16 protein-coding genes are annotated in these 17,364 nt (G+C 47.2%); 9 read left to right on the forward strand and 7 right to left on the reverse strand.

The window, feature by feature from the left end; all coding sequences use genetic code 11:
* Positions 1–7: 7 nt before the first annotated feature.
* Positions 8–1,120: a 4-phosphoerythronate dehydrogenase gene (locus KQY15_RS03180; protein ID WP_217667103.1), complete on the reverse strand. Its 1,113-nt coding sequence runs from the start codon at positions 1,118–1,120 to the stop codon at positions 8–10.
* A 138-nt stretch (positions 1,121–1,258) separates the two neighbouring features.
* A complete protein-coding gene (fabB, locus tag KQY15_RS03185; RefSeq protein ID WP_217667105.1) occupies positions 1,259–2,473 on the reverse strand; it encodes a beta-ketoacyl-ACP synthase I in 1,215 nt (404 codons plus the stop codon).
* A gap of 164 nt (positions 2,474–2,637) precedes the next feature.
* Here fabB and mnmC point away from each other — a divergent pair, with 164 nt between their 5' ends.
* Positions 2,638–4,569 carry a bifunctional tRNA (5-methylaminomethyl-2-thiouridine)(34)-methyltransferase MnmC2/FAD-dependent 5-carboxymethylaminomethyl-2-thiouridine(34) oxidoreductase MnmC1 gene (gene mnmC / locus KQY15_RS03190; protein ID WP_254795397.1) on the forward strand — a complete coding sequence of 644 codons (1,932 nt, stop codon included), beginning with the start codon at positions 2,638–2,640 and terminating at the stop codon, positions 4,567–4,569.
* A gap of 128 nt (positions 4,570–4,697) precedes the next feature.
* Positions 4,698–5,027 (forward strand): hypothetical protein, encoded by a 330-nt coding sequence (locus tag KQY15_RS03195; RefSeq protein WP_217667107.1) that lies wholly within the window; start codon positions 4,698–4,700, stop codon positions 5,025–5,027.
* Positions 5,028–5,057: 30 nt separating this feature from the next.
* Here the strand turns inward: KQY15_RS03195 and KQY15_RS03200 are convergent, their stop codons facing one another.
* A complete protein-coding gene (locus tag KQY15_RS03200) occupies positions 5,058–5,876 on the reverse strand; it encodes a flagellar protein MotY (RefSeq protein ID WP_308160220.1) in 819 nt (272 codons plus the stop codon).
* A gap of 234 nt (positions 5,877–6,110) precedes the next feature.
* Here KQY15_RS03200 and rnt point away from each other — a divergent pair, with 234 nt between their 5' ends.
* Entirely contained in the window at positions 6,111–6,776 is a 666-nt protein-coding gene (gene rnt / locus KQY15_RS03205; RefSeq protein ID WP_217667111.1) for a ribonuclease T, read from the forward strand.
* A gap of 85 nt (positions 6,777–6,861) precedes the next feature.
* Here rnt and KQY15_RS03210 read toward each other — a convergent pair whose 3' ends face one another.
* Positions 6,862–7,212: a Grx4 family monothiol glutaredoxin gene (locus tag KQY15_RS03210; protein ID WP_217667113.1), complete on the reverse strand. Its 351-nt coding sequence runs from the start codon at positions 7,210–7,212 to the stop codon at positions 6,862–6,864.
* A gap of 256 nt (positions 7,213–7,468) precedes the next feature.
* Between KQY15_RS03210 and sodB the strand changes: the two genes are divergently transcribed.
* The 4 genes from sodB to KQY15_RS03230 all read left to right on the forward strand — a co-directional run bounded on the left by sodB (position 7,469) and on the right by KQY15_RS03230 (position 13,064).
* Positions 7,469–8,053 carry a superoxide dismutase [Fe] gene (gene sodB / locus KQY15_RS03215; RefSeq protein WP_217667115.1) on the forward strand — a complete coding sequence of 195 codons (585 nt, stop codon included), beginning with the start codon at positions 7,469–7,471 and terminating at the stop codon, positions 8,051–8,053.
* Positions 8,054–8,329: 276 nt separating this feature from the next.
* Positions 8,330–10,252: a PrkA family serine protein kinase gene (locus KQY15_RS03220; RefSeq protein WP_217667117.1), complete on the forward strand. Its 1,923-nt coding sequence runs from the start codon at positions 8,330–8,332 to the stop codon at positions 10,250–10,252.
* Positions 10,253–10,265: 13 nt separating this feature from the next.
* On the forward strand, positions 10,266–11,531 hold the full coding sequence (locus tag KQY15_RS03225) for a YeaH/YhbH family protein (protein ID WP_217667119.1): 1,266 nt from the start codon (positions 10,266–10,268) through the stop codon (positions 11,529–11,531).
* A 9-nt stretch (positions 11,532–11,540) separates the two neighbouring features.
* The gene (locus KQY15_RS03230) at positions 11,541–13,064 is read left to right on the forward strand and encodes a SpoVR family protein (RefSeq protein WP_217667121.1); all 1,524 of its coding nucleotides are present in this window, start codon (positions 11,541–11,543) and stop codon (positions 13,062–13,064) included.
* A 45-nt stretch (positions 13,065–13,109) separates the two neighbouring features.
* On the opposite strand, the gene KQY15_RS03235 is transcribed toward KQY15_RS03230, so the two are convergent.
* Together KQY15_RS03235 and KQY15_RS03240 are read right to left on the reverse strand one after the other, a co-directional pair.
* Entirely contained in the window at positions 13,110–14,093 is a 984-nt protein-coding gene (locus KQY15_RS03235; RefSeq protein ID WP_217667123.1) for a sensor domain-containing diguanylate cyclase, read from the reverse strand.
* 2 nt (positions 14,094–14,095) lie between these two features.
* Entirely contained in the window at positions 14,096–15,103 is a 1,008-nt protein-coding gene (locus KQY15_RS03240; RefSeq protein ID WP_217667125.1) for a response regulator, read from the reverse strand.
* 130 nt (positions 15,104–15,233) lie between these two features.
* Between KQY15_RS03240 and tpx the strand changes: the two genes are divergently transcribed.
* Both tpx and KQY15_RS03250 read left to right on the forward strand, forming a co-directional pair.
* Positions 15,234–15,854 (forward strand): thiol peroxidase, encoded by a 621-nt coding sequence (gene tpx / locus KQY15_RS03245; protein WP_217667127.1) that lies wholly within the window; start codon positions 15,234–15,236, stop codon positions 15,852–15,854.
* A 194-nt stretch (positions 15,855–16,048) separates the two neighbouring features.
* A complete protein-coding gene (locus tag KQY15_RS03250) occupies positions 16,049–16,546 on the forward strand; it encodes an Hsp20 family protein (protein WP_217667129.1) in 498 nt (165 codons plus the stop codon).
* A gap of 112 nt (positions 16,547–16,658) precedes the next feature.
* On the opposite strand, the gene adk is transcribed toward KQY15_RS03250, so the two are convergent.
* Positions 16,659–17,303 (reverse strand): adenylate kinase, encoded by a 645-nt coding sequence (gene adk, locus KQY15_RS03255; RefSeq protein ID WP_217667131.1) that lies wholly within the window; start codon positions 17,301–17,303, stop codon positions 16,659–16,661.
* Positions 17,304–17,364 lie beyond the last annotated feature (61 nt).

Below are 17,364 nucleotides of genomic sequence, written 5' to 3' on the forward strand. Positions count from 1 at the left end.
CCCCTTTTTACTGACTTGTAAAGCCTAACTGCGCCATCCAGGCTGGTACCTTACGGCCTGTAAGCTGTACCGAACTGAACTCACGTCGCGGCGGATAAGACTTTCTCAGCCAGTCAAACCCTTCTCGCTGAATATGAAAACGGAACAACGCATCATCCCGCCGCACATCATATAACATCCTTGCCAGATTTTGGACATCTGGAAGCCCAAAATTATCAGATATTTTCACTTTTTCCACTGCTGGCACTGGCAATAAATCATTAAGCGTACGAGTTGGCGCTATATTAAGCATCTGACAAAGCTGCTGGTAAAGCATAGCAGTGCCACGGGCCTTGCCCTCAACGCTATGGCCGGCGATGTGCGCTGTACCAATATCTACATGTGGCAGCAGCGCCTGCAGAATATCCGGCTCCTGCTCCCAGACATCCAGTACAACCGGTCTGGCTTGATGTTTTAACGCTTGCAGTAATGCCTGATTATCAATAACTGCCCCTCGCGACGCATTAATAAGTGCACAATCAGGTTTTAGTATTCCGAGGGTTGTAGTATTCAATAAATGCCAGCTCGGTGCTGCGCCGGTTTTGACCATGGGAGTATGAAAACTGATGATATCAGCCTGCCGACACAACTCGGCAAAGGGTGTGTGGTTGAAACTGGTTTCAGCGACAGCCCGGGGCGGATCACATAACAACAGCCTGATATTGAGGGCCGCGGCCGCATCAGCCAGTCGTTGGCCAATATTCCCCACTCCGACGATACCCAGGGTTTTGCTGCTTAGTTGCCACTGATATTTTTCTGCCAGATACCAGATAGCACTTAAAACATACTCAACCACCGACTGGGCATTGCAGCCCGGCGCCGAACTAAAACTGATCTGTCGCTCAGCCAGAAGGCTTTGGTCAATATGGTCCATACCTATGGTTGCAGTGCCGACAAACTGCAACGCACTGTTCTGCGCCAGTAATGCCTCGTTAACCTGTGTCACCGAGCGGACCAGTAACACTTGGGCATCGGCGACATCAGCGGCCTTAACGGTGCGACCGTTAAACAAGGTTACCGGCCCAATATGGTCGAAAAACTCGGCAACAAGCGGCATATTTTCATCAGCGTATATTTTCATTAGCGTGCTTTTATAAATGTTGGTGTTTTGATCTAACCGAAATCAACGGCTGCAATCGTATTCCTGGCGCAGTCTAGCAAAAAAACAAAAAGCCAGGCGAAATACTGCCTGGCTTTTCAACTAAGAATGCGACATCGCTTACCCGCGATAACGCTGCATAACTAAAGTTGCGTTGGTACCGCCAAAGCCGAAACTATTCGACATGATGGTATTAAGCGTCGCCTCTTTTGTTTCTGTAACAATATTCAGCCCTGCTGCCGCTTCATCCAGCTGGCTGATATTAATTGAAGGCGCAATAAAGTTGTGCTTCATCATCAACAGCGAATAAATTGCTTCGTGCACTCCAGCGGCACCAAGTGCATGGCCGGTCATGGCTTTGGTAGCACTTATTGCCGGTGACTTGCCGGCAAAAACCTGCTGAATTGCCGCCAGTTCTTTAACATCACCAACCGGGGTACTGGTACCATGGGTATTCACATAGTCTACAGGTGCAGACACCCCCTGCATCGCCATTTCCATGCAGCGCACTGCACCCTCGCCGCTGGGCGCAACCATGTCATAACCATCAGACGTCGCCCCGTAACCCACAATTTCCGCATAAATTGTCGCGCCGCGTGCCAGTGCATGTTCCAGCTCTTCGACCACAACAATACCGCCCCCACCGCTTATCACAAAGCCGTCACGCTCTGCATCATAAGTACGTGACGCCAGTTCCGGTGTGTCGTTGTAGCGACTGGATAACGCGCCCATCGCGTCAAATTCCATCGCCAACGTCCAGTGCACCTCTTCACCGCCACCGGCAAATACCACATCCTGTTTACCAAGCTGGATAAGTTCAACCGCATGGCCAATACAATGAGCACTGGTAGCACAGGCTGAGCTTATCGAGTAATTAACACCTTTAATTTTGAAAGGGGTTGCCAGACAGGCGGAACAGGTACTGGACATGGTCTTAGGCACAGCATACGGGCCAACCCGCTTTACCCCTTTCTCACGCAGGGTGTCAGCGGCTTCGATCTGGGTCTTGGACGATGCCCCGCCGGAACCTACTACCAGTCCGACCCGGGGATCTGAAATTTGCTCTGCACTTAAACCCGCATCGGTCATCGCTTCCTGCATCGCAATGTAAGAGTAAGCAGCGGCATCACCCATAAAACGCATTGCTTTGCGGTCAATGTGCTCGGCAGGGTTGAGTTTAATGTTGCCCCATACCTGTGAGCGTAATCCAAACTCGACAAATTCCTCTGAAGCAGTAATACCTGATCGGCCTGCTTTTAATGAATCCAGCACTTCTGCCTGGTTATTGCCAATACTTGAAACAATACCTATGCCTGTGATAACGGCTCTTTTCATGCTTACTCCCATGTCTGCCTGACGGCAGGTAAATATTTAGGTTACGGCGTATTGTACGGACTTTGCAGTCAAAACTGGTCAGCTTTCAGCGTACAGCTGTACTCTTTTTAATTTTGCTTCAGCTTCAGGTAAACTACAAGCCGATTTTCCTGCCGGATACCAAGATGCAGTCGCTGAAGAACGCCAATATCCACTTTAACCAACAGGGTACCCCAGTTGCCACTGATTTTGATGACATTTATTTTTCCAATGATGGTGGTATGGCAGAAACGGAATACGTTTTTTTACAGCAAAATGGTTTACCAGCACGCTGGCAACATACCAGCCGCACCTTCTTTCATATTATAGAGACAGGTTTTGGCACTGGTGCCAATTTTTTACTAAGCTGGCAGCGGTTCCGCCAGTTTCGGCAACAACATCCGGATGCTGCCTGCCGTAAGTTGTATTTCTCCAGCTTCGAAAAGTATCCATTAACCCTGGCGGATCTGACTACAGCGCTGCAGGCTCATACCGGGCTTAGCGGGCTATGCAGGCAACTACTTGCTCAATATCCTCCGGCACTGCCAGGATGCCACCGAATGGTATTCGATGACGGTGCTGTTGTACTTGATTTGTGGCTGGGTGACGTTAACGAGCTGTTGCCGCAACTGACTGGCAATAATCAGGCCGATGCCTTTTTTCTCGATGGCTTTGCCCCTGGCAAAAACCCGGATATGTGGCAACAAGGCTTATTTGAGCAGATGGCCCGGCTAAGCCATTGCCAAACAACTGTTGCTACGTTTACCAGTGCAGGCATCGTAAAACGAGGCCTGGTGCAAAGTGGCTTTACCATTAAAAAAGTGAAAGGTTTTGGCCGCAAACGGGAAATGCTGACCGCAACCTATCAACCAGTTGCCCCTGCCATTATGGCGGATGAGCGAAGCAGTCCTGCTGAACCCGTGAAAGAGGTATGCATTGTTGGCGGAGGAATTGCCTCCGTTTGTCTGGCATTGCAACTGGTTGATAAAGGAATTAACACAACTTTGATTTGCGCAGATGCTGAGATTGCTCAGGGTGCATCCCATAATTTGCAGGGTGCAATTTACCCAAACCTTCATCCGTCGCCAACTTTTGCCAGTCTGCTGCATTGTCAGGCGTTCTATTTCGCCCGCAGTTTTTATCAGCAGCTGTCAGCTAACGGGCTGCCCTTTGCTTTGCAGTGGTGCGGGGTATTGCATCTGGCAACTAATCCGGCATTAACAGAACGCCAGCAAAAACTGGTAACACTGGCAAACTGGCCGTCCGAGTTGGTATATCCGGTAACAGCGGGGCAGGCATCAAACCTGGCCGGGGTAGTTCTTAATCATGGCGGCATTTTTTTGCCGCAGGCCGGCTGGCTTAGCCCACAGCAGTTTTGCCAGACAGCGCTGAAGCTGTTATTGGGATCCGGACACTTCCGGGTTAGGTTTAACAGCAAAGTTACTACACTAACACCAGTCGCCGGCAATACCAGTAGCACGGAGCCAGCAGCAGGCTGGGAACTTCAGTTTGCTGATCACTCCCCCGCCGTTAGTTACAACTGTGTGGTACTGGCCAACGGTGCCGGCATTAACAACTTTGCAGTGAGTGAGAGCTTGCCCGTGAACCGGGTTCGTGGTCAGGTTAGTCACGTCAGCAGTAATGGCATGCAACCGCTGAAAACGGTGCTATGTCACAAAGGATATATCACGCCGCAGCTTGATAACTGCCACGCGGTAGGCGCAACATTTGACCGCAATGCTACAACAGCTTTTGTGTCTGACACCGACAATGAAGAAAACCTTGCGCTGGTCAACAGTCAGTTACAACAACCCGCCTGGTTCGCAGATGCGAAAGCTACCTCGGCCCGCGCCGCGTTCCGGGCAACGGTGCCTGATCATCTGCCGTTACTGGGTTCAATATCTGATTGTAATGGGTTGTATGTATTTGGTGGTCTGGGTGCCCGGGGCATTTTACTGGCACCGTTGCTGGCAGAAACCCTGGCGTGTCAAATTACCGGTCAACCATTGGCTCTAAGCACATCCTGCCTGGCCAGACTGTCCCCGGTGCGCTTTACCTCCAACACTGCAAAGGCCTGAAAAATAACTTGTATCTGTCGCCTGACTGCAACAGAATTAAAAACAGCAGCCAGCGGTTTTTGCTGGTCAACCACTGCTTAAATTTGCTATGGTTATGCCGTACTTTCGTGCTGCAAAAAGGAAATATAATGCGTTCTTCAGCTTTGCTTTTGGCTTCAAGTCTGTTAGCTGCAGTATCACTTAATGCGAATGCTGACAGTTTTTATCAGGTTCCGCTAACAGCCGATGCCCGTGAATTTGCCAGGCTGGAAAATAAACTACCGGCAGTGTTAAGCTTTTTCAGTCGACAGTCTGTTAGCCAACTACAGGATTTCTATCGTGAGCAGCTCGGTGAGCCTGACAACAGCGTTGTTGTTCATGGCCGGTTGAACCTGTATTACCGGGTAAATCAGCAACAAGTCAGAATACTTATCTCTGAGCAAAATGACTGGCGCCAGATTGATATTATGGTGCAGTAACAGCACTGGCTATTGCTAACCGCCAGCCGGTCATTGCCTGGCCATTTGTAATACCACCCGTCGGTTGGTAGCCCGCCCAAGGCTGGTTTGATTTGACGCAACATGACGTCTCTCACCAAAACCTTCTACCTGAACTTTTTCGTTGGCGACGCCAGCTTCTGCTAAAAATTGCTTGATTGCTTCAGCCCGTTTTACCGACAATTGCTCATTCATCCAACGGCCGCCATAGCTGTCGGTATAACCCTGCAATTCAATCGCTTCAATCTGCGGATCATGCTTAAGGTACTCAGCAATCTGACTCAACCGCCGCTGCGACTCTTTTGTTAACTGATCGCTGCCCGACTCGTAGCTGAGCACGGTAAAGGCAATATCTTCAAAGCTATAAGGTAACAGCCCCGCAACGCATTCGGTAAAAGCCTGGTAACCCGGGGGGAATTTTACAGGGTTAAGCGCTGCCGCGACGTTGTCATAGGGGCTGTACCAGTCGGCAAAATAGAAAGTTGGGCTGTAGCCCTGTTCAAGTTCAGTTAGCAGTGTCCAGGCAGTTTTTTTTGGTAACTCACCGTTGAATTGTTTTAACAATGCCATGCTGGCAACGTTTTTACCGGGCTCTCCTGCACGCCAGGCCGGCGGCATCGAGAGCACTTCTGCCAGGCTGTACGCATCTGGCAGCCTGAGCATATCCAGTTCAAAATGTAAGTTAAGTGCCTTACTCGCTTTACTTTGAAATATGGCGTTGCCGAAGTTTGGAATCGTGTGTTCTAACTGACAAAGCAGCGGAGTTTTTTCAGTAAGTTGCCATGCTGATTGCTCAATACTGGCAGAATATTGACGCAGTTGTTGCGACACAGCATAACTGTTCCCAGCCAACAGTGAACATGCTAACGCTATGTATAATAAGGCATAATTATGCATTTAATCTACCCTGTCACAAAATTACCGAGGAGTTAACCAACCTCACTCGCCTCTGCCGGCTTCAGTCAGGCAGAATACTAAAGATTAATAAGCAAACACTGTGCCGAATACAAGACGCTGACTGATTTTTTTGGCATAATGCGCTCAGAATTTTTTTATGGTTGGCTTATGACAGATAAAACCTCCCAGCTTGCTCAGCGATTTCGTGGCTACTACCCTGTGGTTATCGACGTAGAAACTGCTGGCTTTAATGCTCAAACAGATGCTTTGCTGGAAATTGCAGTAAACCTGCTGCAAATGGACGACGACGGCATTCTGGTGCCGGGGGAGACATTGCATTTTCATGTAGAGCCGTTTGCAGGTGCCAATCTGGACGCCAGTTCACTTGCTTTTAATGGTATTGATCCTTTTAATCCGCTGCGTGGCGCAGTGTCTGAACGGGAGGCGCTGACCGAAATTTGCAAAGCGGTGCGTAAAGCACAAAAAGCTGCAGGCTGCCAACGAACGGTTATTGTCGCGCACAACTCTGCGTTTGATCAGGGCTTTGTTAATGCCGCGATAGCCCGCACCAATTATAAACGATCACCCTTCCATGCCTTTGTCTCTTTTGATACCACCAGCCTGGCAGCACTGGCGTTGGGCCAGACGGTGCTGGCGAAAGCCTGTCAGCAAGCTGGCATTGCCTTTGACAATAAAGAAGCACATAGCGCACTGTATGACACTGAACGCACGGCAGAATTATTTTGCTACATTGTCAACAAATGGCAGCAACTTGGCGGCTGGCCGCTGGCTATTGCTGAAGATGAGGATGAAAATGAAGAACAAGAACATTAAGACTGAGTTTACACTTCAAATAAAAACAGGGAGCTAAGCTCCCTGTTTTTATTATCGCTTATCAGGCCCGCTGGCAACTTAACTGTTATTCAGCGTCGGCCTTAGTGTCCGGCTTAGCGGTTTTCGCAGCGGTTTCCTTGATGATGGGTTGCAACTCACCACGCTGAAACATTTCCAGAATAATATCGCAGCCACCAATGAGTTCGCCTTCAACCCATAACTGTGGAAAAGTCGGCCAGTTGGCATACTTGGGCAACTCGGCACGGATATCCGGATGTTGCAGAATATCAACAAAGGCAAACTGTTCGCCACAGGCGATTAGTGCCTGCGAAGCCTGAGCAGAAAAACCACAACTGGGAAATTTAGGCGAGCCTTTCATAAATAACAAAACTGGGTTTTCAGCAATTTGCTGCTTAATTTTATCCAACGTCTCCATTTTCACCTCGACAGAAACTTAATGATTTGAATCATTTTACGCTTATCTTTCGCTATCGCCACTTGAGTTCACAAAAAAAAACCCAATATCTGCTTTACTATCATAATTATGACTTAAAATAATCGCAGGTTTAATTAACAAACCGGCGCAGCGTGCTAAGCGTAAAAGCTGACACAGTCTAAAACTTGAGTAATTTAGTCAGGTTTTGTAGTCTACGCGATGCAGACATCTTTAACAACGATAACGGAGCACAACAATGGCCTTTGAATTACCAGCACTACCCTATCCAAAAGACGCATTAGCCCCGCATATTTCAGCAGAAACGCTGGAATATCATTATGGCAAACACCACAATACTTACGTGGAAAAATTAAATGGTTTGGTAAAAGATACGCCAAACGCCAGCAAATCTCTGGAAGAAATTATCCGTAGTTCAGATGGTGGCTTGTTTAATAACGCGGCACAGGTGTGGAATCACACGTTTTACTGGCACTGTTTATCACCTAATGGTGGCGGCGAACCAACTGGCGCCCTGGCCGATGCAATTAATGCCAAGTGGGGTTCGTTTGCCGAGTTTAAGAAAGCATTGAATGACAAGGCAGTTAATAACTTCGGTTCAAGCTGGACCTGGTTAGTCAAAAAAGCCGATGGCAGCCTAGATATTGTTAATACCAGCAACGCAGCAACACCTATTCAGGACGCAACTGTTACTCCGGTACTTACTGTAGATTTGTGGGAACACGCTTACTACATTGATTATCGCAATGCCCGCCCGAAATACCTTGACGCATTCTGGGCACTGGTAAACTGGCAGTTCGCCGCTGACAATTTCGCGAAGTAACCGCTACTGTAAAAGTGAAATTTATAGTCCCTGTACCCGGCACATGCCGGGTATTTTTTTATTCTCAATTTACCTTTATGCATCAATTCTAAGCGACAAAACTTTCTGCCTTTTGCTGTAAACCCGGCACGCCTGCGTTACGTATTGATGAAAATACGAACAAAAAAATATGATTATTTTCGGTTAATTAGGCAGGCGAAGTTGATTTTTACTGTCTAACCTTAAAAGCAACAGCAGCGATATCAGGTTTCCCACGAGCAATGGCTGGAGGTGCAAATGAGCATTTTTGAGCACTACAAATCACGATATGAGGCCACCCGAGAAGAAGAATTCAGTATTCAGGAGTATCTGGCACTTTGTAAAGAAGACAAAAGTTGTTATGCCACTGCGGCCGAGCGGTTATTGCTGGCAATTGGCGAGCCAGAACTGATTGATACCGCCCAGGATCCACAACTAAGCAGGTTATTTTCTAACAGGGTTATCGCCCGTTATCCGGCATTTTCCGAGTTTTACGGCATGGAAGATGCCATTGAACAAATTGTTTCCTATTTAAAACATTCAGCCCAGGGCCTGGAAGAGCGTAAACAAATTTTATATTTACTGGGCCCAGTTGGTGGCGGTAAGTCGTCGCTGGCGGAAAAACTGAAGCATCTGATGCAGCAGGTGCCAATCTACTACCTGAAAGGCTCGCCGGTGTATGACCATCCACTGTCACTGTTTGATGCCGCTGAAGATGGCCGTTTACTTCAGCAGGAATTTGGTATTCCGCCACGATACCTGCGCAACATCTTGTCGCCATGGGCAACCAAACGCTTGCATGAGTATAACGGCGATATCAGCCAGTTCCGGGTAGTTAAAAAGTACCCTTCCATTCTCGACCAGATTGCAATTGCCAAAACCGAACCGGGTGATGAAAACAATCAGGATATTGCGGCATTGGTTGGCAAGGTTGATATTCGTAAACTGGAACATTTCGCCCAGAATGACCCCGATGCTTACAGTTATTCAGGCGCATTGTGCCGCGCTAATCAGGGCCTGATGGAATTTGTTGAAATGTTTAAAGCGCCAATAAAGGTGCTGCATCCGCTGCTGACTGCCACGCAGGAAGGAAATTATAACGGCACTGAAGGCCTGGCCGCCCTGCCATTCGATGGCATTATTCTGGCACACAGCAATGAGTCAGAATGGCAGACATTCCGGAACAATAAAAATAATGAAGCCTTTCTGGACCGGGTGTACATTGTAAAAGTACCGTACTGTCTGCGGGTAAGCGAAGAGAAAAAAATCTACCAGAAATTACTGGAACATAGTGAGTTGAGTGCCGCCCCTTGTGCGCCGGGTACACTTAGCTCACTTGCGCAGTTTGCAGTGTTGTCCAGACTGAAGCAGCCTGAAAACTCCAGTATTTACTCCAAAATGCGGGTATATGATGGTGAAAGCTTAAAAGATACCGATCCTAAGGCGAAATCCTATCAGGAATATCGCGACTACGCCGGAGTAGATGAAGGCATGACCGGCTTATCAACCCGGTTTGCCTTTAAAATATTATCGCGGGTTTTTAATTTCGACAGTACTGAGGTAGCAGCCAACCCGGTGCACTTATTTTATGTGCTGGAACAGCAGATAGAGCGCGAACAGTTTGCCGCAGATGTCGCAGAGCGTTATCTTGAACACCTGAAAGGCTACCTTACCCCGAAATACATTGAATTTATCGGTAAGGAAATTCAGACAGCGTATCTGGAGTCGTACTCAGAGTACGGCCAGAATATCTTCGACCGCTATGTAATTTATGCCGATTTCTGGATCCAGGATCAGGAATACCGTGATCCGGAAACCGGTCAGTTGTTTGACAGAGCCGCCCTGAATGCTGAACTTGAAAAAATCGAGAAACCGGCAGGGATCAGTAACCCCAAAGATTTTCGCAATGAAATCGTTAATTTTGTTTTGCGGGCCAAGGCAAAGAACAATGGTAAAAACCCGTTGTGGACCAGTTACGAAAAACTGCGTACCGTCATTGAAAAGAAAATGTTCTCCAGCACAGAAGAGCTGCTGCCGGTCATTTCTTTTAATGCCAAAACGTCAACAGAAGATCAGAAAAAGCATGATGATTTTGTCAATCGGATGATGGAGAAAGGCTACACCCGCAAGCAAGTCAGATTGCTATCGGAATGGTATTTGCGGGTTCGCAAGTCACAATAACGCCGGAGGCAGTATGGCGCACTTTATTGACCGTCGACTCAATGGCAAAAACAAAAGCGCTGTCAACCGGCAGCGCTTCATCCGCCGTTACAAACAGCAGATTAAAAAAGCTGTAGCCGACGCTATCAGTGAGCGCAGCGTTACCGACATCAGCAGTGGCGAAAATGTTACTATTCCCAATAAAGATATTACCGAGCCTTTCTTTCACCAGGGCAAGGGCGGGCGCCGGCAGATCATCCATCCGGGCAACGACCAGTTTAGCGAGGGCGACCGTATTCCCCGCCCGCAAGGTGGTGCTGGTGGCAGCGGTCAGGGTGATGCCAGTGCTGACGGTGAAGGTAGTGATGATTTTGTCTTCTCTATTTCCAAAGATGAATATCTCGACCTGCTGTTTGAAGATTTGGCGCTACCAAACCTCAGAAAAAACCAGCTGGATAAATTAGTACAGTATAAAACAGTCAGAGCGGGTTACCGGGCTGAGGGCGTGCCCAGTAATATTGATATAGTGCGCTCGCTTCGCGGATCCCTGGCCAGACGCGTTGCCATGACAGCAGGGAAAAAAGCGAGTCTGGCTGAGCTGGAGCAACAATTACAGGTTCTGGATCGCGAGCCGGTACCTGATCAGCAACAACGGCTGGCGCTACTGGAGCAAATAGCCAGGCTCAAAGCCAGCATAGCGGCTGTACCCTTTATTGACAGTTTTGATTTGCGTTTTCGCAATTATCAGAAAAAGCCGGAACCCACCAGTAAAGCAGTGATGTTTTGTTTAATGGATGTGTCTGGCTCAATGGATCAGGCAACCAAAGATATGGCGAAACGGTTTTACATTTTGCTGTATTTGTTTTTAAGCCGCAGCTATAAAAATGTGGAAGTGGTCTACATTCGTCACCACACTCAGGCGAAAGAAGTCGACGAACAGGAGTTTTTCTACTCCCAGGAGACCGGTGGTACTATTGTGTCTTCAGCACTAAAACTGATGCAGGAAATCATCGCCGACCGGTTCGACCCCACTCAGTGGAATATTTATGCAGCGCAAGCCTCTGATGGTGATAACTGGACAGATGACAGTGCCCCCTGCGCTGCGCTGCTGGCCAACAAACTGCTGCCACTGGTGCGCTACTATGCCTACATTGAAATCACACCAAGAGCCCACCAGAGCCTGTGGCAGGAATATGAAAAATTGCTGGCTCAGCATGATAATTTTGCAATAGAACATATCCGGGAGCTGGCTGATATTTACCCGGTATTCCGTCAGCTGTTTAAAAAGCAAGCCGCCTGAGGAGGGAGTATGGCAAAAGCAAAAGCGAAGCCTCAATGCCTGGCCGACGGCCCGGACTGGACGTTCGATTTGCTGGAGGAGTATCATCAGGAGATTGCCCGGGTAGCCGCTTTTTATCAGCTTGATACCTATCCAAATCAAATTGAGGTTATTACTGCAGAGCAGATGATGGACGCCTACTCCAGTGTTGGTATGCCGCTGGGCTATCATCATTGGTCGTACGGTAAAAAGTTTATTCAGACCGAACAGAATTATAAACGCGGTTACATGGGGCTGGCCTATGAAATTGTTATTAACTCTAACCCCTGTATTGCCTATCTGATGGAAGAAAATACCATAACAATGCAAGCACTGGTTATGGCACATGCCAGTTACGGCCACAATTCATTCTTTAAAAACAATTATTTATTTAAAACCTGGACCGATGCCAGCTCCATTATTGATTATCTGGTATTTGCCAAAAATTATATCAGTCAGTGTGAAGAAAAATATGGCATAACTGAAGTTGAGGATATGCTGGACTCCTGTCACGCACTGATGAATTACGGTGTTGACCGCTATAAACGGCCCCAGAAAATCTCACTGGAAATTGAGCAGAAACGTCAGGAAGAGCGTGAAGCTTATCTGCAAAGTCAGGTTAACGACTTGTGGCGCACGATCCCGTTAAAAGCCCCCACTGAAGAGCAATGTTTAACTCGCTTTCCGGCAGAACCACAAGAGAATCTGTTGTATTTTATTGAGAAAAACGCGCCTTTACTAAAACCCTGGCAACGGGAAATTGTCAGAATTGTCCGGAAGATTTCCCAGTATTTTTATCCACAAAAACAAACTCAGGTAATGAATGAAGGCTGGGCCACATTCTGGCATTACACCATTTTGCAGCATCTGTATGATGAAGGGAAAGTCAGCGACCGCTTTATGCTGGAAGTACTACACAGTCATACCAATGTTGTGGCACAGCCAGAATATAACAGCAAGTATTACAGCGGTATAAACCCATACGCCCTTGGCTTTGCCATGTTCACCGACATTCGTCGTATTTGTGAGCGGCCTACCGCTGAAGATAAAGAGTGGTTTCCTGATATCTCTGGCAGTGACTGGTTGCAAACCCTGCACTTTGCCATGCAGAACTTTAAGGACGAAAGTTTTATCAGTCAGTATTTGTCACCTAAAGTGATCCGTGATTTTCACTTGTTTGCCATCATAGACGACGATGAAGCCAATACCCTCGAAGTCAGCGCTATTCACAATGCCGAGGGATATCAGCGGATCCGGCAAATGCTGTCGGCACAATATAATCTGAGCCAGATTGAGCCCAATATTCAGGTTTATAATGTCAATATTAATACTGACAGGGCGCTGACCTTACGCTACATCCCGCAACAACGTGTACCATTGGCAAAAAACGCTGCTGAAGTACTGAAGCACTTGCATCGGTTGTGGGGCTTTGAAGTTATTTTGGAACAGTATAATCAGGATGGCAGCAATGAGCTACTGGCCCGCTGCCCCGAACCGGTAACCCGGACAGGCTGAATCCTGAGCAATTGAATTACCTTAACAGTTGAATCAGCAATAAAGTTAGTTGCCGTCATCTTCAGGATGATGACAAGTTACTTTATTGCGGCCATCCACTTTAGACTGATACAACGCTTTATCTGCAGCTTCTATCCAATGGCGATGTTCCTGCATATTAAGATCCCGTTCGGCCAACCCCAGACTGATAGTAACGCTTAATGTTGTATTATTAAATTTAATAGTTAATGCTTCCACCTGCTGTCTGATCCGCTCTGCCAGGCAGAGAGCCTGTTGCATTGATGTATCTACCAGCAATATCGCAAACTCTTCGCCACCATAACGCCCGGCAAGATCTGTTGTCCGGATATTCGCTTTAATTACGTCAGCAACTTTACGGATCACCTCGTCGCCGGCAGTATGGCCATAGGTATCATTAACTCGCTTAAAATGGTCAATGTCACACATTAACAGGGTGCTGTAATGCTGACGGTAACGCTGCAGCCGGTTAAACTCCTGGATAAGCGCATCCTCCCAATGTCCCCGGGTGCAGAGCTGAGTAAGGAAGTCTGTTTTTGATAGTTGCTGCAAACGGCTATTCATTGACTCCAGCTCGGTACGACTAACGGCTGCGTCAGTGACATCATAAATAATAATACATAAATGGGTAACCTGACCCCGGGTGTCGGTCAGTGGAAAGATAGTGCTGTTCTGATACATGTATTCAGCACTGCCGGTAATGGGCCGGTAATTCTTAAATTTAAATATATAAGGCCGCTGCTCCCAGATGGTAAAAGCGCGGTTTTTAAGCAGAATAACCGGATCACATTTTCGCCGCAGCCAGTCCTCATCAATTTCTGGAAACAAATCAAATAAATAGCGTTCCCGAACCTGCCGCGGCGTTAAACCACTATGGCTTTCCATAAAACCATTCCATACCTGGATCCGGTAGTCACTGTTCAATACCACCAGGCCAACATCCACCGTCTGGAACATATCCATTAACCAATGAATTTCAGATACATCAAACTCGGCATTGGTTAAACTCATGGTTATTCTTCCAGTAAAAAAGCGACTTTCTGCTTCATGGTTTTTACACTGTCTTCGGTAAACAGTAGCAGCAAGTCGCAGTTAATGTTGTAGTTTTCGATGCCGTAACTTAACTCTATTGCCAGCGTTTTGCGCCAGCGTCTGGCATTCGCTTTAATTAACTCGCTAACCGGTGCATGCTGGCCCAGTACCACAGGATGCCCCTGGCTGAAACTCATATCTAATTGCTCAGCGATACCTTTTAATACTGCGCCAATCAGAATATTGGCCACGTCCATCAGTAATTCAAGTTCAGTTGACGGGGTTAAGTCACCCTGAAAATTAAGAAGGCTGGCAATATCTTTAAAACTGGAGTCGGTGAGGATCAATAATGCTTCGCCCGCGACACCACCGCCAATAAACCCCTGACAAACCGCAGAGGTAGACGAATGCTGCTCTACCGAAGCGAGCGCCATATGTAATTCACTCACTTCAATAACATTGACGTTAGGTATGGGCAGTTTAACAAAAACATTCAGTAACCGGGCCAGCAAGTCGCCGGCCTGGCCCATTGCCACATTGGTAATTTCCTGAAACACATCCCGCATTTCGGCATTAAGTTCAGTATCTGTAATGCGTTTGCTTTGCGCTGACGTTTTGTCTGGCTGACGTAAGCTTACACTTTGCAGAATAACCTGAAGTTTTGCAGCATCAACAGGTTTACGAATAAAATCAAGGGCCCCCAATTCCATTACCCGCTGATACGCTTCGGGTTGAACATCGCCGGATACTACCACTACGTTGACGCTAAGCTGCCGCTTTTTAAGCTCTGCCAGCACCTGGTAACCATCCATTATCGGCATATTTAAGTCAAGAAACAGCCAGTCAATCGACTCTTTCTCCAGAGTTGCCAAGGCATCGGCACCATGTCCGGCAAAATGAACACGCTCCTGCCAGTCCTGTGGTAAAATCCTGGCAAGTTGCTTGCGTGCCATGTTCGAGTCATCACATATCAGTACTGCGGTGGTCATTGGGCACTCACTTTAATACTTCGTCTGTTTATAATAGACGCAAAACTGCTTTTGATAACAGCAGTAGTGGCAAATAAATTGCGTTATTGGTTTAAATACCATTAAATTCCAGATAATTAGGAAACTTACTATGTTAACTCAGTTTAAAAAACCTGTTTTGCTACCCACCTTGTTGTGCGCAGCTTTGTTTAGTCTACCAGCAACAGCAATTGATCTGACTGCTGATTTAAGCAGCAGAGTCAGCGAGGTAAAAGCCGGCAATCAGCAAGTCGTATTGTTAGGACAGGAGCTGCAGACAGGCCAACAGGCACCAGAATTTAAAGTTGTCGATAACAATTTCAAAACAGTTCAGTTGCGCGATTTTAAGGGTAAAACGATTTTAATCAGTGTAGTACCAAGCATCGATACCGGCATCTGCTCACTGCAAACCAAACGTTTTAACAGTGAAGTGGCCAATTTACCAGAGAACGTGGTGCTACTGACTATCAGTACTGATTTACCCTTTGCCCAGAAGCGCTACTGTCAGCAAGAACAAGTCGATTCCATGGCTGTTTTGTCCGATGCAGTATGGCGTGATTTTGGCAGCAACTACGGTTTACTGATTAAAGACATGGGCTTGTTAACCCGGGCAATTCTGGTGATTGATAGCAGCGGCAAGTTGCGTTATCAACAATTAGTGCCTGAGCTGGCGCAAGAGCCAGACTACGATGCTGCACTGAGCGCATTGGCATCTGTGCTGAAAAAATCCTGAGCCGGCCCCGGAAATTTTTTCTCTCATGCTGAATAATCACTCTTGAAAAATGGTTAAGTAACCTTATTTATGTATCAGGTGGCCTGATAAGGCACCTGCTAAAGCAAGCCGGCCAGGTTTGAGCCGGCAAGCTGATTACCCGTTCACTTGAAGGGTATTAACTAACCATTTTGCTATCTACAGAGGATTTGGCTATGAATAACTTAGATTTTACTCCGTTTTACCGTTCTTTTATTGGTTTTGACCATCTGGCAAACCTGATGAATGCCGCTGCGCGCAACGAAAAACAACCTGCCTATCCGCCTTACAACATTGAGGTAACAGGCGAAGACCAATACTGTATCACGATGGCCGTTGCCGGCTTTACTGAGCAGGAGTTGTCGATTGAAACTGAAAACAACACCTTAGTGGTGCAAGGTCAGAAAGACAATAAGGATGATGGTCGTCACTTTGTTCATCAGGGTATTGCTGAGCGGAACTTTGAACGCAAATTCCAGCTGTCTGATTATGTTAAAGTAACCGGCGCATCGTTGGAAAATGGTTTACTTCACATTGCTCTGGTAAGGGAAGTCCCTGAGGCGTTAAAACCGAGAAAAATCGCAATTGGCAATATTAAACAGCCGCAACTGGTCAATGGTGACAATGCAGCTGAACAGCAAAGCAGCAAAATTAAAACTGCTGTAAACGGTTAAGCCTTAATTAACCGGGATAACCAGGCCTACTGGTTTACTGATCAAAAAGCCCTCAATTGAGGGCTTTTTAATATCAAAAAACAGTTCGGACAACGCGAACCAGTCGCCAGAGTCAGTCTAATAATTTAACCAGATTAGCACTAATTTCATCTACTGGCTTGGTACCGTCAACATAATGATATTGAGTCTCACCTGCCGCCGCCGCCTGGCGGTAGTAGCCAACTAACAATTCAGTTTGCTCATGATAAATCGCCAGCCGTTTGCGAACGGTCGCTTCCTCATCATCGGCACGTATCACCAGCTCTTCACCGGTATCATCATCTTTGCCTGCAACTTTTGGCGGGTTGTAGTTTATATGATAAACACGGCCTGATGCCGGATGCACCCGACGACCACTCATTCGTTCAACAATAACATCGTCCGGTACATCAAACTCAATAACGTGATCAACCACAACACCGGCTTCTTTCATCGCATTAGCCTGAGGAATGGTGCGAGGAAAGCCATCAAGTAAGAACCCTTTGCTGCAATCATCTTTCGCTATCCGCTCTTTTACCAGACCAATAATAATATCGTCTGACACCAGCTGTCCCGCATCCATAACCTCTTTAGCGGCCAGTCCCAGTTCAGAGCCTTCTTTTATTGCTGAGCGCAACATATCGCCGGTTGAAATTTGCGGGATCCCATATTTATTCATTAAAAACTGAGCCTGGGTTCCTTTTCCGGCACCCGGCGCCCCCAACAAAATGATACGCATAGCAACACCCTCGTAATCTGGGATTATTCAAATATTTATAAAAGCGAATCTTTACATAATG

The sequence above is a fragment of the Arsukibacterium indicum genome (genome assembly GCF_019100565.1).
Classification (GTDB): Bacteria; Pseudomonadota; Gammaproteobacteria; order Enterobacterales; family Alteromonadaceae; genus Alishewanella; species Alishewanella indicum.